General features: G+C 45.6%; 14 protein-coding genes and 2 pseudogenes. 8 read left to right on the top strand and 8 right to left on the bottom strand.

All coding sequences use genetic code 11. The features are described from left to right. Positions 1 to 117, top strand: a pseudogene (locus ACUVJL_RS19955) (IS5/IS1182 family transposase); the annotation flags it as partial. On the opposite strand, the gene ACUVJL_RS19950 reads toward ACUVJL_RS19955, so the two are convergent. The 7 genes from ACUVJL_RS19950 to ACUVJL_RS19920 all read right to left on the bottom strand — a co-directional run bounded on the left by ACUVJL_RS19950 (position 103) and on the right by ACUVJL_RS19920 (position 8423). Further along, entirely contained in the window at positions 103 to 354 is a 252-nt protein-coding gene (locus tag ACUVJL_RS19950; protein WP_445247427.1) for a hypothetical protein, read from the bottom strand. The pseudogene ACUVJL_RS19955 and the gene ACUVJL_RS19950 overlap by 15 nt on opposite strands. A gap of 119 nt (positions 355 to 473) precedes the next feature. Further along, positions 474 to 1637 (bottom strand): hypothetical protein, encoded by a 1164-nt coding sequence (locus ACUVJL_RS19945; RefSeq protein WP_445247426.1) that lies wholly within the window; start codon positions 1635 to 1637, stop codon positions 474 to 476. Between the two features lie 124 nt (positions 1638 to 1761). After that, on the bottom strand, positions 1762 to 3111 hold the full coding sequence (locus ACUVJL_RS19940; RefSeq protein WP_445247425.1) for an O-antigen ligase family protein: 1350 nt from the start codon (positions 3109 to 3111) through the stop codon (positions 1762 to 1764). After that, on the bottom strand, positions 3095 to 4282 hold the full coding sequence (locus ACUVJL_RS19935; RefSeq protein ID WP_445247424.1) for a glycosyltransferase family 1 protein: 1188 nt from the start codon (positions 4280 to 4282) through the stop codon (positions 3095 to 3097). Before ACUVJL_RS19935 ends, ACUVJL_RS19940 begins: the two co-directional genes overlap by 17 nt. Then, complete coding sequence (locus ACUVJL_RS19930; protein WP_445247423.1) at positions 4230 to 5564, bottom strand: lipopolysaccharide biosynthesis protein; 1335 nt, start codon at positions 5562 to 5564, stop codon at positions 4230 to 4232. The genes ACUVJL_RS19935 and ACUVJL_RS19930 overlap by 53 nt, the downstream gene beginning before the upstream one ends. A 79-nt stretch (positions 5565 to 5643) precedes the next feature. Next, a complete protein-coding gene (locus ACUVJL_RS19925; RefSeq protein ID WP_445247422.1) occupies positions 5644 to 7986 on the bottom strand; it encodes a polysaccharide biosynthesis protein in 2343 nt (780 codons plus the stop codon). After that, positions 7941 to 8423 carry a hypothetical protein gene (locus ACUVJL_RS19920; protein ID WP_445247421.1) on the bottom strand — a complete coding sequence of 161 codons (483 nt, stop codon included), beginning with the start codon at positions 8421 to 8423 and terminating at the stop codon, positions 7941 to 7943. Before ACUVJL_RS19920 ends, ACUVJL_RS19925 begins: the two co-directional genes overlap by 46 nt. A 408-nt stretch (positions 8424 to 8831) precedes the next feature. Here ACUVJL_RS19920 and ACUVJL_RS19915 point away from each other — a divergent pair, with 408 nt between their 5' ends. Together ACUVJL_RS19915 and ACUVJL_RS19910 are read left to right on the top strand one after the other, a co-directional pair. Next, the gene (locus ACUVJL_RS19915; RefSeq protein WP_445247420.1) at positions 8832 to 9188 is read left to right on the top strand and encodes a hypothetical protein; all 357 of its coding nucleotides are present in this window, start codon (positions 8832 to 8834) and stop codon (positions 9186 to 9188) included. Between the two features lie 99 nt (positions 9189 to 9287). Further along, the gene (locus tag ACUVJL_RS19910) at positions 9288 to 11048 is read left to right on the top strand and encodes a polysaccharide biosynthesis tyrosine autokinase (RefSeq protein WP_445247419.1); all 1761 of its coding nucleotides are present in this window, start codon (positions 9288 to 9290) and stop codon (positions 11046 to 11048) included. A gap of 13 nt (positions 11049 to 11061) precedes the next feature. Here the strand turns inward: ACUVJL_RS19910 and ACUVJL_RS19905 are convergent, their stop codons facing one another. Continuing rightward, positions 11062 to 14466, bottom strand: coding sequence for a PAS domain S-box protein (locus tag ACUVJL_RS19905; RefSeq protein WP_445247418.1), 3405 nt, complete (start codon positions 14464 to 14466; stop codon positions 11062 to 11064). Between the two features lie 369 nt (positions 14467 to 14835). Here ACUVJL_RS19905 and iscB point away from each other — a divergent pair. The 5 genes and pseudogenes from iscB to ACUVJL_RS19880 all read left to right on the top strand — a co-directional run bounded on the left by iscB (position 14836) and on the right by ACUVJL_RS19880 (position 21091). Further along, a pseudogene (gene iscB, locus ACUVJL_RS19900) lies at positions 14836 to 16109 on the top strand (RNA-guided endonuclease IscB). Positions 16110 to 16682: 573 nt separating this feature from the next. Then, complete coding sequence (locus ACUVJL_RS19895; protein WP_445247417.1) at positions 16683 to 17657, top strand: LysR family transcriptional regulator; 975 nt, start codon at positions 16683 to 16685, stop codon at positions 17655 to 17657. A gap of 121 nt (positions 17658 to 17778) precedes the next feature. Next, positions 17779 to 18843: an anthranilate phosphoribosyltransferase family protein gene (locus ACUVJL_RS19890; protein ID WP_445247416.1), complete on the top strand. Its 1065-nt coding sequence runs from the start codon at positions 17779 to 17781 to the stop codon at positions 18841 to 18843. Positions 18844 to 19106: 263 nt separating this feature from the next. Then, positions 19107 to 19712 (top strand): molybdenum cofactor guanylyltransferase, encoded by a 606-nt coding sequence (locus ACUVJL_RS19885; RefSeq protein ID WP_445247415.1) that lies wholly within the window; start codon positions 19107 to 19109, stop codon positions 19710 to 19712. 203 nt (positions 19713 to 19915) lie between these two features. After that, a complete protein-coding gene (locus ACUVJL_RS19880; protein WP_445247414.1) occupies positions 19916 to 21091 on the top strand; it encodes an aminotransferase class V-fold PLP-dependent enzyme in 1176 nt (391 codons plus the stop codon). Positions 21092 to 21566 lie beyond the last annotated feature (475 nt).

Genomic DNA, 21566 nt, shown 5'->3' with positions numbered 1-21566 from the left:
AGAATACTTTCATCAAGATATCGGAATCGAAGAAGGCGCTTCGGATTAAGATTTAATTTGATCGCTGGTATTTATAATTATGAACTTTCTTTAAAGACTAAATTAGAGATCGCCTGAGACTTTCGCAAGAGGTCTAATGTAATAGGGTATGGCGGCAAAGGAAACTCGTTCCCCGTTTGCCTCTTTCCAGTCCGAAGGCAGATTCGGTACATCTCGCACGCGGGCTACTACGCGCACGCTATCAAATACTTGTAAGTATCGCGTCCAAAAGGAATAGGGGAAGGTGGTTTGCGTCCACACCATGCCATCTGGCGTGCGATCGAAGCGATGTTCAAGAGTTACGACTACGTTCATAGCGGAAAGAGAGGGGTTAGGAGTTAAAAAAGTCTTGAGTTTTGAGTTTTGAGTTTTGAGTTAAAAGAGGGAATAGGGAATTCTAAATTGAATCAACCTGCAATCTGCAATTTTTCAATCTAAAATTCTGTTGTTGCTTGATAGACTTCAACATCCAAAGGTGTGAGAAACCCCGATAGGCGATTGGCATTTAATACCAGAGTGGCAGGACGATTGTCAAATATAGGTTTTATCTGACTAAAACTTCCCGGAATTGCGATCGATACTCCTCGGCGTTCGTAAGAACGGTTAATTATCACTATTAAAGATTGGTTTCGCTCCTTCCACATACCAGCAATTACCTTTTCTACTCCGACATCAATTTTATTTAATTGCCCATTTAATACTAGGGAACTGATTGCTTTAATTTCCGGCACTAAAGTTTTCATTCCCGCCCACAAAGCTGGGTATGACGATAAATGCCAATCTCCATCGTGATAAGTGTAGTAGATAATTCCTTTCGCACCTGCTAACAGCGCTTGGTAAGTCATATTTCTTACTTCATCAAAGGTGGGTACGCGGATGGGATGGGATTCCCCTTTTTTTGTGTTTTGCCAAGCAAAAGCTTGTACGTTTGCATAAACAGCTTTTTTATCGCGACTAACTGCATCGCGGGCGAGAGAAATTCGATCGTAGGTTAATGATATCTCATCATTGCCATTACCAATAGGATAAGATTGCATGGCAAGTACATCAGCACAATTTCCAAATTGTTTAATCTTATTTGAATAGCCGCTGATATAGGTGATATGATGCGGATCGGCTAATTTTGCTTGTTGATGAAATTTCAACACTTCCTGGGGAACTAGCTTGCCATTATCAACATCATCGGCAATATTCCAACCCAATACCGCTGGTTTTTGCTTAAAGGCGTTGATTAAATTCAGGAGTCCGATGGAATTTTGCTCTGTTAAAACATATACTCCCAGCCGCTCTGCTTGGTCTAAAAATTCTCCATAATCATTTAGGTTGGTAGCTGAAGCGTGAATTGTGTTAAATCCAGCAGCAGCTATGTCGCGGAGTGCCGACTTGCGCTCTTGGGCGGTGGATTCCCAGGAAACATGATAGAAACCGAAGGGAAAAAATGGTTTCTTGTCAATTACCGTAGTTCCGTCAACCCTAGTTTCGACTATTCGCTGGTTTTTGGGAGTTAGAGTGACAGGTGCGGCAACAGCAGCAGGACATGATGAGGTAAATTTGACAATTTTGTTGTAGCCAGTAAAAGCAACAATCAGTGTCGCCATCAACAATATAGATAATCTGATAACTATTCGAAATGACCACCTATTTATTTTTCTTTTCTTAGTCATGTATCCCCTTCTCTATTCATTTTACTAATTGTAAATTCAGCTAGTGTCAGTCTACCATTCATTCTAATGTAGGATCTTTGTTATTTTTAATTCTAGATTGATTATTACCTGAATTTAATGCTAAAGCACCACATAAAAAAATCCACCATATAGTATTTACCTGCGGCGATTTAAAAATAAAAAAATCAAAAAACATTGAAATTCCCGATGCAAATATACTACAATTAAAGATAGGAAATTCAGCCTTGCTGATATTGGAAAGCAAAAGAATAAAAAATATTACCCACAAGAATAAAAAGTAAATTAAGCCAGGAAGTCCTAGCTCTAAAATCAATAGAAGAAAAGTAGAGTGAGGATGGTATAACAAATTTCCATAAGGATTCCATACTAAATTATAATACTGACCTATCTTGCGAGCATCCTGAACATCCGGAATATACCAAGGCCAATAGGAAGCATATCCTGAACCTACTATATTAATATTGTCATCTCGTCGATATATAATCGTAAAAGATGTCTGATATGTATCAGAACGGCTGGTATCTTCTAAAGTTTGCAAACGGTCTGTCTTAGCTCGTGAGAAAAACAATCCTCCTGCAGCCAAGGCAACTATAAACATTAAAGCTACAGATATTGCGGCCTGTTTTCTATTTTTCATAAATAAGACTACGAGAATAAAAAATAAGAAAAAAAGTAGTAGTCCAGCCCGCGATCCAAGACCGAAAAGAGTTAAGACAAGAGAAAAAAGTACAGCAATTTTAAATAAAAGTTTTTGTCCAGAACTTTTAAGAACCTCTTGCATAGAAAATCCCAAAGCTGGCAATAAAATAAAATACCCAGTACTCGATCCAAACAGAGGACCCTTAACTCGCTTAACCCCAAAATCGCTAGCAGTATTATCAGTATCGCCTCCCAACCCCAAAGATAAAAAAGATGATGCTGAGTAAATCAGTCCTAGTGCTGCCACATAAACAGTCAACTGCCATAGAAATTGCCTCACAGATTCAGGAGACCTCTTACTAATGATGTTATATCCGAGTAAAAAGGCAGACTCTGCTAAAATCAGAGTATAAAGCATTGGCTTATAATCGCTGGGATGGATATTGCTCCATTCCGTAGATATGGCAGCATACAAGATGAGTATAAGTGTCAAACTTGGCAAGTGGTAGTGCCATGCTTTGCGAATTGAGCTGAGAGGATGTTTGTAAATTGCTGGTAGTAATAAGTAGAATAAAGCAACAGCTATATTAAGTATATCATTAAAATTGATAGGGACAGCTTCAATTTCAAACCAAGGATTTCGGGTTGCTGGAATTAAACCCCAATACATCAAGGTCAACCAGAAAGGTAGTTCTAATTTAGAAGGAAAAACACGATTAGTTTCAGTTATTTTAGAATTTAACTTCATAAACCTCTGTCAGCTTTTGGACGCTGACTGCAATATTAAAAGGGCTGTTTTCCAGGACAGCTAGAGTATCGGCTTGGGTAATAGCTGATGCAGCACTCCTTGCAGATATAACCGCTTCTGCCCAGTCAGATGCTGACTTAGACAAAGAAACTTGCCGCACCAGAGGTTTGACTGCATTAGCTTCCTCTGGAACAACATCTGAAAAGACACAAGGCAGTCCTGCCGCCTGTGCCTCAATTAATACTAAACCCAACCCTTCGTAAATCGAAGGTAATAGAAACAGATCTATAGCGCCCAACATGAGTTGAGGAATGTCAGGTCGCAGACCCGCGAATGTAACGCGGTTAGCCAAGCCATTTTGAATTACTTTTTGTTGAATCTCCGATCGCAGCGAACCGTCACCTATAAGCAGCAAGTGCGTCTTAGGTTCTCGCTGGGCAATTTCTGCCACAATATCTATCAGAAATTGGTGGTTTTTTTGTTCTTCAAATCTGCCGACATGACCGACTACAAAGGCATCGGCAGGGATGCCGAATTCAGCGCGAATCGCAACAGAATCAACAAGCTCGCGGAAGGGTGTCAGATCGACGCCACAGTAAAGAATTTGCCAACGCCAGTCCGTTTTCCAAGCTCGGTTGAATAATACTGTTGCTACTTTGTAGCTAGCTGCCAAGCCAAGTGTTGCATATCGATCAATTAACCATTTGGTTAAAGTTAGATACAACTGCCGATGTAATCCTGCTTTGGCATCAATTGCAGAGGTATCGTTATGGCTGTGGGCAATGCGGACAGGTACTCCTGCTTGTTTCGCCAAATAGAGAACGTAACCGCTAAAGTGGTGGACATGACTGTGAACAATGTCATAGGGCCGGTATTCGCGTAGAATTCGTTTAAAGTTGCGACCGTAAAGCCAAGGTTTTGACGGAGAGAGGCACGGGATAATCTTGCTACCAAGAGCACAAGCTTCGTCATCGTAAGGACAGGGTTTCTCCGTGTGAACTAGAAAGTCCATCTGGAAGCGATCGCGATCGATATTTCGCAAAACGTGCATCAGCCAAGTTTCGACTCCGCCCCGATTCATACCGCCGACAACATGAAGAATACGGATGGGACGCTGCTTAGTCGATATTTGATTTTGTTCCTTGATATTTATTGAGTCTGTATAGTGCATGAACAATCACTCCCAAGGTAAAAACTGCTTGAACGATCGCCCCAAGGATCAGCGCGATCGCGGCCCCTCGCACTCCCTGTGTTGGAATTAACCAAAGACAAGCGGTCGCAGAAGTCCCCGTTACCAAACCGAACAAAGGCATTTGCACCCGGAAGTACCTAGCCGCCGTTATCCCGTAACCCAGGAAAGACGACAGGTATCCGATACCCGCAGCCACCATCAGCCACGCGAACAAATCAGCTCGCTCGCCATACTCAGGTTTATAAAGTAAAGTTAGGATTGGCCGGCCCGCAACAACAGCGACAAAAACCCCCGCCGCACCTAACATCAAGCCAACCCCCACCAGCTTCAGCAAAAGTGTGCAAAAAGCAGTGCTATTTCCCGCCGCATAATATTTTGCCAGCCGCGGACTTGCAGACTCCGCAAGCGCACTCACTACCATCTGCCCAACCACCATCAGGTAAGACATTGCAGCGAAAATCCCCAGTTCCCGTTCGCCCAAATACCGCTCGATAAAGTATCGAGGAATGTTAGTATTCAGCGAAATCAACATCATCACAAAACCCAGAGGTAAAGCCAGCCAAAGTAACTTGCTCAAAGTTTTTCCCTCCCAGCGCGGGTACAAGGGATTTTGGCTTTTTGCAGGTTCAGCATCGGCAACTAATAAATCTTCTCGCTCTCTCCCATGGGAGGAATTCTTTAAAATTAATCTACCATTGCGAAGATCCCAGCCGAAGAGAACTAAACCCCACGCAACTGCTAATCCGATCGCTCCCCCTACAACACTCCCAGTCAGGGAAACTCCGATGCCTAAAAATAATAACGACAAAGGCCCTTTAATCATCAGGGCGATCGCAATCCGATCCATCCGTTCGTGTTGTTGAATCAGTCCGTAAAACACGTCGCTGATCGACTCAAATGCCTTCGCCAGTGCGATCGCCAAAATCACCAACGAAGTCTCCCAGCGATATCCAGCTTTGAGCGTAATTCCCGCAATTATCAAGAGTGCTAACCCAGTTCCAATTAACCTCAGACCCAGATAATCACTGAAAACATAGTCCCCTTTGGCATCCGTCGCTTGGATACCTCGCAGTTGCAGATTAGTAAACATGATAACAGGTGCTGTCACCGCCAAACCCAAGGTAAATTGACCCACCATTTCAGGACTGCCTAATTTAGCAAGCACCACCAACATCCCCCACTGGGAAGCCGCATAAATGAGGTTGCCCGTGAAAGTCCAAGAAAAATTCCGGCGTAGTGTTAGTGGTTTCAACTGTTGCATTAGTAGCTAATTACCTGCTTGCTAATTTGTCTATTTAAAATCGTGTATTTCCAATCAAAAAATATTAACAAATGCGCCCTTAACTATTAACAGCCAGATCCCCCATCAATTTTTCTACCTTAGAGCCTTCTACAGGCTTAGAGAAAAAATATCCCTGTCCGTAGACGCATTTCAGAGCTTTGAGCTGAGCTATTTGCCCGATCGTTTCTACTCCTGTAGCAATCATACCCATACCTAAATCCTGACTTATCGCCATAATTTTCCGAAGAATTTCTAAGTTGGGTTTGCTAGCATCAAGCCCCCTGACTAGAGAACAATCTAGCTTCAAACTGTCAAATTTCCCATACTTCAGCCGCGTCAATTGATAGAGTTGAGTTAAGGATACATCACTGAGACCGCAGTGGTCAATTTGTACTGGCACACCTAAAGTTTTAAGTTTGAGAAAAACAGACCCAGCCAACTCGGAATTCTCCGTCACAACATATTCAGGAATTTCTAACCTCAAACTAGAAGCATCGAGATTTGTTTCATTCAATATTTGGTTTATCGTCTCGATTAAGCCAGCTTGGAAAAACTGTTTGCTAGTCAGATTCACGCTGATTGTTAAAGGAGAGTTAAGACGAAATTGCGACTGCCAAACCCGCATCTGGCTGCAAGCTTGCCGCAGTACCCACTCGCCAATAGGAACAATCAAGCCGGTTTCTTCTGCCGCTGGTAGGAATTCCTCTGGCAAAACCAAACCTCGATTCGGGTGCTGCCACCGCAACAGCGCTTCAAAACCACTAATTCGATCGGTTTCCAGACAGACGATCGGCTGATAGTAAACCCGAAACTCCTCATTGGCAAGAGCCACCTGCAAATTCTTCTCTAACTGAACAGATGCTGCACTGCTAATCTTTGCCGTATCGGTTGTTTCTTTGGCTGTATTTGCGTGCAAATTGGCTGTGGAATATCCTGGTATGTATTCAGGTATTAACTGCTGTAGCATTGAGACAATTAAATTGGCATCATTGCGATCGCCTGCTTGACAAAGGGCTTCTACTTCCTCGTCAATATTTTCTTTCACTAGGCGGCTGGCATTGCCAAGACTGAGAATTTTTTCGTGTTTAGTGCGGTTGTATTTCTCGCCCGGAATAAACAGCTCTTCAAACAATTTTTCTCCAGGCCGCAGCCCTGTGAACTCGATTTCTATGTCTTTGCCCACTTCATATCCTGAGAGCCGAATCAAATCCTTTGCTAAATCACAAATTCTGACTGGTTCCCCCATCTCCAGCATGAATACTTCCCCGCCACCGCCGATGACTGCGGCCTGCAAAACCAGTTGAACTGCTTCGGGAATTGTCATGAAATAGCGAGTCATATCTGGATGGGTAATTGTGATCGGCCCGCCCTCAGCAATTTGTCGCTTGAAAGTAGGTACGACGCTACCCCGGCTGCCAAGAACATTACCGAAACGAACCACTACAAAGGGGTTTTTGCTTTTTTTGGCTGCTTGCAGCACCAGCATTTCGGCAGCTCTTTTGCTAGCTCCCATAATGCTAGTTGGATTCACCGCTTTGTCGGTGGAAATCATCACAAATTGTTCCACATTGTATTTCAATGCCATATCCAGCAGATTTTTCGTCCCCCGCACATTGTTAGTAATCGCTTCCGGGGGGTTTAATTCCATCATGGGTACGTGTTTGTGAGCCGCCGCATGAAAAATGATGTCTGGTCTTATTGTTATAAAAAGGTACTCTAAGCGATCGCGATCGCGAATATCGGCCATAAAGGCTGTCACCCGAGTAATATCTGTTTGGGTTTTGCTGTTTTTTTTGATTTCTGACAGGATTTTTCCTAGTTCTTGTTGAATATTGAATACAGAATTTTCTCCGTGTCCGACGATGATAATTTCCCTAGGAGCGCACTTTAATATTTGCCGGCAAAGTTCGCTGCCGATGGAGCCACCCGCACCAGTAATTAGAACTTTCTTGCCTCCAATCAATCCCAAGACTTTCTCAACATCAGTTTGAATGGGTTCGCGGCGCAGCAAGTCCTCAATCTGTACTTCTCTGAGGCTACTTAAACTGACAGAACCGTTGATGATTTCATTGAAGCCGGGGAGGGTGCTGGTTGGAATTTTAATTGACTGGCAAATTTCTACGATTTCCCTAACCTCTTTTCCCGGAGCTGAGGGCATGGCAATCACCACTTTGCCGATATTTAGCGATCGAACTACTTGGGGAATGCTACCACGATTGCCGACTACAGTCAGTCCGCGAATCTGCTTGCTGAATTTTTTGGGGTCGTCGTCAATGAAAGCGATTGGATGGAGTCCTACCTCCGGGCTCCTCTCCATCGTTTGCACCAGAGATGTGCCTGCACTGCCCGCACCGACTACCAGGATGCGCGCCGCTGAACTTTCCACCGTTTTTGGTTCCATCTTTCGAGGGCGGGAATGCTGAAACGAATAGCCGCCACTAACAAAAAGCTGATCATAGCGTCTAGTAGCGGCAGCGAGCGTGGCAGATTTGCGATCGGCGAATTATTTAGGTGGTAGAGTTTTTGGAACAAGATAATTTCTACTCCTAGCGATAGACCTATCAGCATCGCTATTTGTCCCATTTCTTCCAGACCGGCATACTGCCAGTAACGCTTGTATAAGCCGCCGGCATAAAATACTATAAGTTTGACTGCTACAAATAATACTGTAATTACAGCCAGACTCTGCAAGTATGGAGCGAGATTGAATCTACCATCTAAACGAATTCCCAAGGCTAAGAAGGGTGCGATCGCCAAACAAATTGCATCGATCATCAAAAAATGACTGGTGCTTAATCCCACCAACACTTTACTGAGTTTTCTTATGTTCTTATTCATCACACGCTATCCTAGACAACAAGTTTACCGTAACTCTATCTACTTCTCAAGGATGATTTATTTTTTCTGCCACCATGTCTGTTTAAATTGATCAGCCTTTTAATCGGGGATCACTCAAGTGATATGATTAAAGCCATAGTACCAACAATATATCCCATCTCCTAATTGTTTTGTAGATTAAGTTCTTAGATGCCACATTATTGCTGCATTTATCTTAGAGCACTACTGCCCTCCCTCACCATAACTTTATCCTAACAAAAACATATAACTTTGGGGTAATGGGGGTCACAAACAACCTTTTTAACCATGACAGTTCTTGACTTAAGTGATACAATGAATATCCTCAATCATGAGTTTAATAGCTGAGGCTGTTAAAGTTGACAAAAAATTATTTTTCTGGAGGAACAGATGGAATCAAGTGAAAGTGGTATCGGATTTCAGGAATACTGGCAGATTTTGAAGCGCAGGTGGCTGCCAGCTTTAGCTGTATTTGCCTCGGTTGTTGCACTCACGACCTATGGCACGCTGAAGGAAAAAGCAGTTTATGAAGCAGAAGGAAAGCTGTTATTTAAGAAAACAACTCCTGGATCTGCTTTAACAGAATTGGGCAAAGAAATCGGAGAGTTGACTTCTGCGGCGGAGCAAAGCAACCCTCTGACTACCGAGATAGAACTGATTCGTTCTGTCGAAAATATCGAACAAACTATCAAGAGACTCCAGCTAAAAAACGAAAAAAATAATCAACTAAAAACAAAAGATTTTTAAAAAAAGCTGACAGTAGCTACTATTCGGGGAGCTGATATCCTAACGGTTTCATACAAAGACCCCAACCCTAAAATAGCAGCAGATGTTGTAAAAACCCTGATGAATTTTTATATAGATAATAATCAAAAAGTGAATCGCTTAGACGCTGTGTCTGTTCGACAGTTTATTGAAAGGAAACTGCCTAACTCCGACCAAGCTATGCGGAAAGCAGCGGCAGAATTGAGCAAATTTAAAGAAGATAATAAAGTTGTAAATCTTGAAGAAGAATCTAAATCAGCAGTAGCAGTTATGGCGGAACTAGAAAGTAAAATCGACCAAGCTAAGTCGGATTTGCTCAATGCCAGTGCTAAGTCCAAAGCATTTGAAGACGAATTACAAATGAATCCCCAGCAAGCATTGACCGCCAGCACTCTCAGCCAATCTAGCACTGTGCAGGAAGCTCTGAAAGAGTACAAAGAAATAGAGCGTCTGTTAGCAATTGAGCAAAATCGCTACCTGGATAATTCGCCCATGATAACTAGGTTAAAAACTAAAAAATCTACCATAAAAAAATTACTCGACCAACAAATACAACAAGTTTTAGGTGGGCAACAGCCGTTGCTCAATCAAAGTTTACAGATAGGAGAGGTGAAACCAAAACTGATAGAAGAATTTATCAAGGTAGATGTAGAACGCCAGGGTTTGGCTGAGCGAGTTACTATTCTCTCAAATGCTCTAGCTGCCTATAAGCAGCGGGTAAAAGTTTTGCCGAAACTAGAGAAGGAAAAGCGGGAACTAGAAAGAAAACTCCAAGAAGCCGAAGCTGATTATGAAGAATTGCAGAAAAAACTCCAGCAAATTCGGATTACTGAAAATCAGCAAGTGGGGAATGCTCGGATTATCCAAAAGCCGAGTGTTCCGGAGGAACCAGTGCGTTCTCGCAAGTCTTTATTCCTGGTATCGGGCGGTTTGTTGGGAACTCTGCTTGCTATAGCTGCGGCGCTGCTTTTAGAGTCTCAAGATAAGTCGGTGAAAACTATTGAAGAGGCGAGGGAATTATTTGGGTTTACTTTGTTGGGGGTGATTCCTTTCCATAGAAAGTCTGAAAAAAATCCTCGGCGCAATTCCTGGCCGCTTAAGTCTGCTGCCCAGGATTTAGAGCTATCTCCCCGACAGATTGTTCTTAGAGATAGTCCTCATACTTCGAGCAGTGCTGCTTACCGAATGCTTCAGGCAAATCTGAGGTTCCTGAGTTCGGATAAAGAGCTGAAAGTGATTGTTGTCAGTAGTTCGCTACCGCAAGAAGGCAAATCTACTGTATCCGCTAATTTGGCTGTAGCGATAGCTCAATTAGGACGGAAGGTTTTGCTGGTAGATGCGGATATGCACTGTCCTGTTCAACATCAGATTTGGGAACTTCCCAATCAAGTAGGCTTGAGCAATGTCATAGTCGGACAAGCTGGGTTTGGGGATGCGATAGCCCAAGTTATGGATAATTTAGATGTGCTGACTTGCGGGGTGATTCCGCCTAATCCAATGGCTCTGTTGGATTCACAGCGCATCACTTTATTGATTAAGCAATTTTCGGCTACTTATGATGCAGTGATTATTGATGCTCCTTCTCTGAATGTTGCTGCTGATGCTCTGATTCTGGGGAATAAAGCAGATGGGATTTTATTGGTTGTGCGACCTGGAGTTCTTAATTCTGGTACTGTGGCTTTTGCGAAGGAGCTATTGAAGAAATCAAGCCAGCACGTCCTGGGCTTAGTGGTGAATGGAGTAAGTCCTAAAAACGAACCGCACAGCCATTACTATTTTACCAATGAATCTTACGCTCAAGAGCAGAGTCCTGGTATCAATAAAATAACGAATAACCAGTAACCCATAACAACAGTTAGCTGTTGACTGTTGTTATGGGCAGCCGCACTCCGAAAGTCGCTCCGAGTCCTTCCCCGGGACTTTCGGCCCAGACACTGCCGCCGTGGAGTTCCACGAGATGGCGGACGATCGCCAATCCCAGTCCCAGCCCGCCGTAATTGCGCGTAGAAGTGCTGTCAGCTTGGCGGAAGCGATCGAACACAAAGGGCAAAAACTCCTTGCTAATGCCAATTCCCGTATCGCTGACAACGATCGAAACAGAGTGAACCGGAGACGGCCCAGACAAGATGGCGCCACCGGCTGCTCCCGGTTCCCCATCCTCCGAGAGCCTTATTTCCACGCGACCCGACGGCGGCGTAAACTTAATAGCATTCGAGAGCAAATTAGACACCACCTGCTGCAAACGAGTAGCATCGCCCCTCACCGAGCTCACCCCTTCGTCACAAAAACTCACCAATTCAATTCCCCGAGCTTCAGCCTCAGGGCTCAGCGCCTTCACGGCCGTTTCTACAATCGGCACCAAATCCACCGAGAACAGCTTCAAACACACTTTGCCGCTCACAACCCGGGAAACGTCGAGCAAATCCTCAATCATCTGAGTCTGCAACCGCGCGTTTCGCTCAATAGTCTCCAAACCCACAGCGGTTTTTTCCGGACTCATCTGGCGCTGCCGCAGCATCTGGGCCCACCCCAAAATCGCGTTCAGAGGCGTCCGCAACTCGTGAGAAAGCGTTCCCAAAAACTCGTCTTTAATCCGGTTGGCCTCCGCTGCTTCCCGGTAAAGCCGCGCATTGTCGATCGCCACCGCCGCATCCCGCGCCAAATCCTGCAGCAAAACCAAATCGCCCTCCCCGCAGCGGCGGCCGGACTCCCCGCACAGCAGCGAAATCGCTCCCAGCGTCCGCCCGCGAGCGATCAGCGGCACGCAGATTGCCGACAGCACCTGGGATCGCAGCACCAACTGCAGTTCCCTATCCGGCACAACCGCCTCGATCACCCATTCCGGTATTTCTGCGTAGAGCTTCGACTCCCCAGTCCGCAGCACCTTTGCTACTCCGTGCCGTCCCTGGGGGTCTAGCGGCAAGCGCCGATCGATTTGCCACAGCATAGCGACTTGGCTCGGATCTGAGTGAGCAACTGCTTGCAAGCGGATCGAGCCGTCGGGCTCGACCAAATGCACGCAGCACCAATCCCCCAGGGCCGGTACTGTTAAATCTGCCAAACCTTGCAGCGCCTTCTCGTAATCCAGGGAAGCCGACGACAGCAAAGCCAAAGCTTGAGCGCGAAAATAGGCTGTTTGGGCCGAACGCTGGCGATCGTCTATATCCGTACAAGTCCCGAACCATTTGAGAATTTTCCCCTCTGCGTCCCGCACGGGCAATGCCCTGCCCAGATGCCAGCGATAAGCCCCGTCAGATGCCCGTTTAAAGCGGTATTCCACCTCGTAAGTCCCCCCCGTCTGTACCGAGGTATTCCAGCTTTCTACGCAATGTTCCACGTCATCTGGATGCAGGGCTAGCTGCCACCCCCAGCCTTGAGTTTCCTCCAGCGTCAAGCCAGTATATTCAAACCAGCGCTGGTTGTAGTAGTCGAACCAGCCGTCGGCTCTGGCAGTCCAAACTATTTGCGGGATGGCTTCAGCGAGGACGCGGTAAAGCTGTTCGCTGGCTTCGGCTTCGCGACGGGCGGCCTGTTCCCGCGCCAAGGCTAGATTCCGCTGTTCTTCGGCCTCTTTGCGATCGCTGATGTCGCTAATCACGCCGATCCATCTGCAGGGCTTGCCTTGTTTGTCAAGCACTGCTTTGCCCCGATCGATCCAGTGGAGGAAGCCGCCCCGCTGGCACTGAACGCGGTATTCCTGAAAAAATGGGGCGGCAGAACTGTGTGGCGCACTCAAATACCGATCGACCGAGGCCTGGACTCGATCGCGGTCGAGCGGGTGCAAGATACTGTTCCAAGCTGCTCTTGTCCTCGGAAATCCGCCTTTTTCGTACTCCAAATGTTCATCTACGTGACCGAACCACAGCACGATGCCGGTCTCGATATCCCATTCGTAAATCAAATCGCTAGCACTTTCTGCTGCAATCCGAAACCGCTCTTCAGACTGTCGCAGCACTTCCAGAAATTTAAAGCGTTCCGTCACGTCCAAAACCAGAGACAGCACCGATATCAACTGTCCCGAATCGCTGTAAAAAGCCGAATTGTACCACTCGCAGTGCACCAACGCACCCCACTTATTATAATTTATGTTGCGAACTACATTGCAGCGATTGTCGGGTTTTTTTAAACTATAAATTGCCGATTCTACCTCTGACAAATCTTCCTTAGAAATAAAGTTCCATTCGCTAAAATGCTTGCCTAAAACTTCTGTTGCCTTCCACCCAAAAATCTTCTGGGCCGCCGGCGACCACCCGCTGAGACGAAAGTTTTCATCCCACTCTATCACCGCTAGGGGCGTATTTTCAAAATGAGAAGTGAGTTTTTGCAGCGCGTTGCGCAGGGATGCTTCTACTTGCTTGCGCCCAGTAATATCGCTAAAAGAAATAGCAATGCCGTCGCCCAATTTAACAGTCATAATCCGAAACCAGCCCACAATGCCTTCGCTGTTGTAATAAATTTCGGTCTCGAGGGGAATTCCTGTTTCTACAACTTGCACGAAACGATCGAACAAACTGTTATCTTTATGGCCTGGTCGCACTTCCAGCAATCGCTTGCCGACCAATGCTTCCGGGGTGCTTAGCTGAATTTTTGCGGCTGCGGGATTGACGTATTCCCATTCAAAATCCACAATTTTGGATTCGTCGCGAATGCTGCGGAACACGTTAAATCCGTCTAGAGATAATTCCTGAAAAACGCGGAAGCGTTCTTGGCTTTCTTGCAGCTTGTCTACAGTGTCAAGCAGGATATCCTCGACTCGCTGGCGCTGCATTATTTCGGAGAGCAATTGCTGGTTAATTTGCTCGATTTCGGTTGTGGGGGATGATCCGGAATTTTTAATGGCAGAGTCGGCTTGCGGTCCTTCGACCTTTTGGGTTAAGAGCGCCGTATTTGCTGGTAAAGAGGCCGCCCCAGCCAAAGCCAACATTTGAGGAACCCAGGGTATCAGGGACGCTACAGCCCACAGAGAGATGACAGCCGTCACGGCCGCGAGCCAACTTGACAGCCCGTAGCTGGGATGCACCAGCATCCAAAATTGCATCAACTGAGTTGTCCCGGCGCAGAAAAACCAGGATCCCAATAGGAGAAACCCCTTGCTTAAAGGCACGTCCCCCTGCTTCCGGGCATAGTAGTATGTCAGAATTGCTGGAATTGAATAATAAGCCAAGGCAATTAACAAATCGCTGACCGCGTGCAGTCCCATCAACTGGGGCTGCCACTGGCAACATGCACCTTGCAGAATAAAATTGTGGTTAAATGACATAATCTTAAGAAATTGCCGCCTTTCGGCTTTCCTGTGCGATCGATCCGGCGTTGCACTTGTGTTGCTGACCCGCTAATTCCTAGTGTATACAAAAAAACAGAAAACAAGAGTAAGGAACCCCACGCTTAAAAGCGGGGGCTTTTAGGAAGTTCGGCTCGTTCCGAGCGGTGCAATAAAAAAGCCCGAACCTTACCAGAGACAGGATTAGACCTACGTTTTTAGAGTCACGATACCGGAGAATGCGTCGCTAGTTTTCCGCTCTATCACTGAAAGTTAAACAGGTTTAACGGGGCCGGAGCCAGTGCCTTCAGTCTAACAAGCTCATAAAACATTCAAGGGAGCGAACTTTACCCAGCAATGGAGGACTTTATGTCTAATTTCGTTTTTGTGCTTGATACCCATAAACGACCGCTCAATCCAATCCGCCCAGGAATGGCTCGTAAATTGCTAACCACTGGCAAAGCTGCTGTTTTCAAAAGGTATCCATTCACAATAATTCTCAAAGTAGAGGTAACATCACACCAAGAGCCAATTACTCTCAAAATAGACCCTGGCTCTAAAACGAGCGGACTTGCATTAGTGCAAGGAGAGAGCGTAATCTTTGGTGCAGAATTAACTCACCGAGGTCAAGCTATTAAAGCCAGCCTTGAGTCTCGCCGTTCATTGCGTAGAGGTAGGAGGAATCGCCATACTCGCTATCGAAAAGCGAGATTTCTGAATAGGGTTCGCCCTAAAGGTTGGCTAGCGCCAAGCTTACAACATCGTGTCGAAACAACCTTAACCTGGGTAACTAGATTGATGAAGGTCGCCCCCATTTCTTCTATTGTTCAAGAACTTGTGCGTTTTGACTTGCAACAACTAGAAAATCCAGAGATTTCTGGAATTGAATACCAGCAAGGCGTTTTATGTGGATACGAGATCCGCGAATATTTGCTGAATAAATGGGATAGAAAATGTGCCTACTGTGGCGTTATCAATACACCGCTACAAGTCGAACACATTCATCCCAAAGCCAAGGGTGGATCTAACCGCATTTCTAATCTTTGCCTTGCTTGCGAAAAGTGCAATACTCAGAAGGGGACTCAAGATATTGGGCAATTCCTGTCTAAAAAGCCAGAGATTTTGAAACGGATTCTATCTCAAGCAAAACGTCCCTTGAAAGACGCAGCAGCGGTCAATTCGACTCGCTGGGCGTTATTTAGCCGACTCCGTATGACTGGTTTACCAGTTTCTACTGGCAGTGGCGGGTTGACAAAATTCAATCGCACTCGATTAAATCTACCTAAATCCCACTGGTTAGATGCTGCTTGTGTAGGCAAAGTCGAAGAATTAAAGGTGCTGATCTCTCAACCGCTGCTAGTCAAGGCAGCAGGACACGGAACGCGACAGATGTGCGGTACAGATAAGTTTGGCTTTCCAATTCGCCATAAATCAAGAAAGCAAATCCATTTCTGTTTTCAAACTGGTGATATTATCAGCGCGACCGTCACCGCAGGTAAGAAAATCGGTTCCTATGCGGGACGAGTTCTTTGCCGTGCATCCGGTTCGTTTGACATCGCCACAACGAAGGAAGAGTAGCAGGAATTAGTCATAAATATTGCAAACCTATTCACAAAAAAGATGGCTATTCCTATGGATTATAATTCAAGGCGACGGTCGTCGCAGCCGCTTTCCTCCCCATGTCTAAAGCCAGGGGCTTCTCGCTCGTTTTTTGGTGACTTTAGTCCGGGGATGAAAGTTCACTACAGGTTTTAACCTGCCTGCAATATTCGTACATTTATTGAGAGGTTTAGGCAGAGTCAGGTACTATAATGCCCAAGGAGGTAAGAAATTTAAGGCGAGTTTTAGAGTCCAAAGCATAGGGATAAACCAAGCAATTTAGTGCAAGTAATGAAGCGATTCTGACTATGTAGTTCATTCAAACCGTTTAGCTACAAGCTGGCAAAATTCGATGAATTTCTCTTTGTTAAATCCATTTTTTTATAATTTTGCAGCTGCAGGAATCCCTTCAACATTGGAGAATCGACCTCTACTTTTGCCCTCAGCAATCCTACCCGAGCAAATTGATTCGTAGAGCCAAGCATCCCCGCGTCTCGCCCCGGAATCAAAACTAATCTGTACCTGTATCAAAGTCTACTAAATTCTGCTACTAAATCGGTTAATGTCACAGATTATCTTCCAGTAAAATTTCTGAAACCATCTCGAATTAAACCTCCATGCGCTTAGAGCAGCTTCAAGCATTTCTTTCAGTTGCTGAAACCGGTAGCTTTCAGCAAGCGGCCCGGAAGTGCGGCGTTACGCAATCGACTATTAGCCGCCAAGTGCAGGGATTAGAAGCTTCCGTGGGTTTGTCGCTGTTTCACCGCACGGCCCACGCGAAGCTGACTGTGGGAGGGGAACGCCTGCTACCTCACGCTCGCAAAATCTGTCAGACTTGGCGAAATGCTGCTGAAGAATTGGGAGACTTGTTGGCGGGAAAGCAGCCGGAACTGTGCGTGGCTGCGATTCACTCGGTTTGCGCTGCTTATTTGCCGCCTGTGCTGCAAAAGTTTTGCCACGACTATCCTAACGTGCAGTTGCGGGTGACTTCCCTCGGCAGCGATCGAGCTCTGAAAGTCCTCAAAGACGGTTTGGTGGACATAGCCGTGGTGATGAACAACCGCTATTTTACTCAAGCCCCGGAAATGTTGGTTGAGGTACTCTACAATGAGCCGATCGAGGTGTTGATGGCGGCGGGTCATCCCTTGGCCCAGTACGATCGAGTACCTTGGCCGGAATTGATTTGTTACCCGCAAGTGGTGTTTAAGGATGGGTACGGAATGCAGCGGATGGTGCAAGAACAATTTGGACGCATCGGTGCTAAACTTCATGCTGTTTTGGAACTCAACACTCTTGATGCTTTTCGGGGTGTGGTGCGACAGGGAGAATTGATTGCTTTGCTGCCGCATTCAGCTTTGTTGGAGGCGAAGGGCGATCGCACTTTAGCAATTCGGTCGATCGCCCAAGATCGGTCAAATTCCAAGGTTTCGGCAATCGGGCAATCGGCGATCGATCCGACTTGGACTCGCGAAGTGGTTTTGGTGACAACACACGATCGAATGCAAATTCCGCCGATCGCCCATTTCTGGAACCTGGTACGCGAATGTGTGCCACCATTTGATGTAATCCAGCTAGGAAAATCAGGGAGTTAATTCGATAATTTTGAATTGAGAGTTGGGGATTTTAAATTTAAAACGATTCAAATCTTACCAATTACTAACTACCAATTACTAACTACCAACTACCAACTACCAATTACCACTTTCAAAAATTATGAGTGACGCATTTAGAGAATTGCTGCGAAAAATTGGCAGCGGAATACACACAGGAGAAAACTTAACTCGATCCGAAGCAGCAGCAGCCACGCGGATGATGCTGCTGGGAGAAGCAACACCGACTCAAATCGGAGCTTTTATGATTTCCCACCGCATTAAACGGCCCACCGGTGAAGAATTAGCCGGAATGCTCGATGCTTATGAAGAATTGGGGCCCCTTCTTGCCCCCCCAAACCGAGAAAAAGGGTTTTCCGTCTCTACCGTCGCCGTGTTTGGGGTTGCTTACGACGGGCGATCGCGCACGGCCCCAATTAGCCCTTTAACAGCCCTAATTTTAGCCGCCTCTGGCGTCCCAACCCTCATGCACGGGGGCGATACCATGCCAACAAAGGAAGGCATTCCCCTGATTGAAATTTGGCGCGGTTTGGGAGTAGACTGGAGAAAACTCCGTTTAGAAAAAGTCCAACAAGTTTTTGACAATACGGGTTTAGGTTTTGTTTACCTTCCGAGGCATTTTCCTCAAGCCGCCGCTTTAGTACCCTACCGCCGCGAAATCGGCAAACGGCCACCTTTTTCGACAATGGAGTTAATGTGGTGTCCCTGTGCCGGCGACGTTAACGTCATCTCCGGCTACGTCCACCCACCGACAGAAGGTATGTTTCAAAAAGCCTTTGCGTTGCGGGGAATAAAAAATTATACCACAGTCAAAGGATTGGAGGGAAGCTGCGATTTGCCGCGCGATCGCACTGCGATTATCGGCATTTCTAAGCCGGATGCAGAGTTCGAGCGAGTGCTTTTAGCTCACGGAGATTACGGTTTTAGCAGCAAAAATCCTCCCTTTGAATCAGCATCTGAGTTATTAAAAGAGATGCAGGAAGTGTTGCTGGGAAAACCATCGGAATTGATGCAGTCCGCTATCTGGAACGGCGGATTTTATCTGTGGCGCAGCGGAGTTTGTTTGGATATGAACTCGGGTTTAATTGAGGCAGAAACTTTATTGAGCAGCGGTAAAGCCGTGCAAAAACTTGAGGAAGTCAGCCAAGCCGTTGGTGTTTTTAGTTGAGAATAATTAATCAGGTTTTGTGCGCAGTGTACCCACGACATTGATATTTTTTTCTAGTTTCTAATGACTAATGACTAATAACTAATGACTAATAACTAATGACTAATGACTAATAACTATAGCGATCCTAAATTATTTGTAAATTTCTTACTCCCGAACCGCGAGCTCGGGGAGGGTTGGGGTGGGGTAAAAAATTTATGACTCCTGCAAGGATTGCTATAATGACTAATAACTAATGACTAATGACTAATAACTAATGACTAATGACCAATCATAAAATTGCTGTAATTGTGCTTGCAGGCGGTCAAAGTTCACGGATGGGTAGGGATAAAGCTATGCTGGAAATAGAGGGCAAATCCCTATTGCAGCGGGTGTGGGAAGTTGCAGCAGTTGTAACGCCAGAAGTTTATGTTCTGACTGCTTGGCCCGATCGCTATCGATCGACCTTAACCGAAACATCCCAATTTCTGGTAGAGTACAATCCCGGCTGCGGGCCCTTGGTTGCATTGACTCAGGGATTGAAAGAAATAGCCGCCGAGTGGATTTTACTGTTAGCTTGCGATTTGCCCTTGTTGAATGCTCAGATTATTCAAAAGTGGGCAAATCAGTTAACAGACTTTCCCCCGTCTACTTTAGCAGTTGTGCCTTATCAAAATCCACGCTGGGAGCCTTTGTGCGGCTTCTACCACCAACAATCTCTGCCCAGTTTGCAAAGTTTTATTGACAAAGGGGGACGTTCCTTTCAAGTCTGGTTAAATCAAATCCCCGCAATCCCTCTACCTGTAGGGGAACAAGAAGCAGTAATGTTATCGAATTGCAATACATTAGAAGAGTTTGAGCAATTAAAAGGTAAAATGAGTAACGGTTGACAGTTGACAGTTGACTGTTGACGGTTGACTGTTGACGGTTGACTGTTGACTGACTAATGACTAATGACTAATGACTAATGACTACTGACTACTGACTAATGACTAATGACTACTGACTACTGACTAATGACTACTGACTAATGACTACTGACTACTGACTAATGACTAATGACTAATGACTAATTACAAATTACTAATGACTAATGATTAACCAATATTGGTTGCTCGATCGCAATATAACTTTCCTCAATCACGGCTCTTTTGGGGCTTGTCCGATTCCCGTACTGGAAGCGCAAACCAGTTTTCGGGAACAACTGGAAAGAGAACCATTGCGCTTCTTTATGCGGGAATTTGAACCCTTGTTGGATAATGCGAGAAATCAGTTAGCAGCATTTCTCGGTGCGGGTGAAGATGACTTGGCTTTTGTGCCGAATGCCACCACGGGAGTAAATGCAGTTTTGCGATCGCTCTCTTTTGCTCCGGGCGACGAATTGCTAACTACAAATCAGGAATACAACGCTTGCCGCAACACAATTAATTTTGTAGCCGAGCGGACAGGGGCTAAAGTAATAGTAGCAGAAGTACCGTTTCCAATTGAGTCAGCCGAACAAATTATTGAAGCAATAATTAAGTGCGTTTCACCGCAAACAAAGTTAGCCTTATTAGACCACATTGTGAGCCAAACAGGTTTAATCTTTCCCATCAAACAATTAGTCGGCGAGTTAGCTAACCGTGGCGTAGAGGTATTAGTAGACGGATCTCACGCGCCGGGAATGGTAGCGCTGAATTTAGATGAAATTGGCGCGGCTTACTATACGGGAAATTGCCACAAATGGCTGTGCGCGCCGAAAGGTGCGGGCTTTCTGTACGTGCGGCGCGACAAGCAAAATGCCATTCGGCCAACTACGATCAGTCACGGTGCTAACTCGCCCCGCGCTGATAAATCGCGCTTTCAATTAGAATTTGACTGGATGGGAACAGTCGATCCGAGTCCCTATTTGTGCGTACCTATAGCTATTGATTTTATGGGTTCTTTGTTGAGTGGTGGCTGGCCGGAATTGAGGGCAAAAAATCATGCTTTGGCGTTGGCGGGGAGAAAAATATTGGCGGACAAATTAGGTTTGCCACTGCCTTGTCCTGATGAAATGGTGGGTTCGATGGCAGTTGTGCCACTGGCAGACTGCCAGCCTGATGCAGTTGCAAAGGGAGGAATTCCACCTTTGCAAGAAGCGCTGTGGGAGATTTTTAAAATTGAAGTTCCGGTGATTCCTTGGCCGGATGCTAGTAAGCAGTTGGTGAGGATTTCGGCTCAATTATACAATACTTTGCCGCAGTATCAATATTTAGCTAAGGCGCTGGCTGAGCTGACGAGAACTTGAGCTGGAGCTTCCCGAAAACAAACATAACACCCAACTACAAACATTTAAAGGTTTGTAGTTAGGTTGTCCGTCCTCATAGTTTTGGTGAATAAGCTAATCCGCATTTAAATTGCATGGTAAAATAAATTTTTCCTCTTGTGGGGTGGGCATCCTGCCCGCCCTCAAAATACAATTTAAATGCACAACAGCTTACAAACTATTCGTCATTACTACAAAGGTAATAATGGTTATAAAACTAGGCACAATTAGCAGAAAAAATTATGGAATGAGTCACCTTTAAGCGTCTTTGATTTTGCTACCATTTACCGAAAATAAAACAAGTAAAAAAAACAGCTCTAAAGCCCGATCGCCCTACACTTGACCAATCCGCCCGCGCCGAACAAAGTTTGTAAATAACCCGCGAGATTTCCTAAGGATCGCGAATTAAATAACTTACAATTTTAATTGTTATTGTGGGATGGGCGTCCCGCCCGTC

Source organism: Microcoleus sp. OTE_8_concoct_300 (genome assembly GCF_031383065.1).
GTDB lineage: Bacteria > Cyanobacteriota > Cyanobacteriia > Cyanobacteriales > Microcoleaceae > Microcoleus.
This window is presented reverse-complemented; position numbering and strand designations above follow the sequence as displayed.

What these genes read in the sequence shown, in the direction of transcription:
- ACUVJL_RS19895 (WP_445247417.1), top strand. Translation starts at nt 16,683, where the DNA reads ATGCGCTTAGAGCAGCTTCAAGCATTTCTTTCAGTTGCTGAAACCGGT.
- ACUVJL_RS19905 (WP_445247418.1), bottom strand. Translation starts at nt 14,466, where the DNA reads ATGTCATTTAACCACAATTTTATTCTGCAAGGTGCATGTTGCCAGTGG.
- ACUVJL_RS19880 (WP_445247414.1), top strand. Translation starts at nt 19,916, where the DNA reads ATGATTAACCAATATTGGTTGCTCGATCGCAATATAACTTTCCTCAAT.
- ACUVJL_RS19940 (WP_445247425.1), bottom strand. Translation starts at nt 3,111, where the DNA reads ATGAAGTTAAATTCTAAAATAACTGAAACTAATCGTGTTTTTCCTTCT.
- ACUVJL_RS19925 (WP_445247422.1), bottom strand. Translation starts at nt 7,986, where the DNA reads ATGGAACCAAAAACGGTGGAAAGTTCAGCGGCGCGCATCCTGGTAGTC.
- ACUVJL_RS19885 (WP_445247415.1), top strand. Translation starts at nt 19,107, where the DNA reads ATGACCAATCATAAAATTGCTGTAATTGTGCTTGCAGGCGGTCAAAGT.
- ACUVJL_RS19890 (WP_445247416.1), top strand. Translation starts at nt 17,779, where the DNA reads ATGAGTGACGCATTTAGAGAATTGCTGCGAAAAATTGGCAGCGGAATA.
- ACUVJL_RS19915 (WP_445247420.1), top strand. Translation starts at nt 8,832, where the DNA reads ATGGAATCAAGTGAAAGTGGTATCGGATTTCAGGAATACTGGCAGATT.
- ACUVJL_RS19945 (WP_445247426.1), bottom strand. Translation starts at nt 1,637, where the DNA reads ATGGCGACACTGATTGTTGCTTTTACTGGCTACAACAAAATTGTCAAA.
- ACUVJL_RS19910 (WP_445247419.1), top strand. Translation starts at nt 9,288, where the DNA reads ATGAATTTTTATATAGATAATAATCAAAAAGTGAATCGCTTAGACGCT.
- ACUVJL_RS19920 (WP_445247421.1), bottom strand. Translation starts at nt 8,423, where the DNA reads ATGAATAAGAACATAAGAAAACTCAGTAAAGTGTTGGTGGGATTAAGC.
- ACUVJL_RS19950 (WP_445247427.1), bottom strand. Translation starts at nt 354, where the DNA reads ATGAACGTAGTCGTAACTCTTGAACATCGCTTCGATCGCACGCCAGAT.
- ACUVJL_RS19930 (WP_445247423.1), bottom strand. Translation starts at nt 5,564, where the DNA reads ATGCAACAGTTGAAACCACTAACACTACGCCGGAATTTTTCTTGGACT.
- ACUVJL_RS19935 (WP_445247424.1), bottom strand. Translation starts at nt 4,282, where the DNA reads ATGCACTATACAGACTCAATAAATATCAAGGAACAAAATCAAATATCG.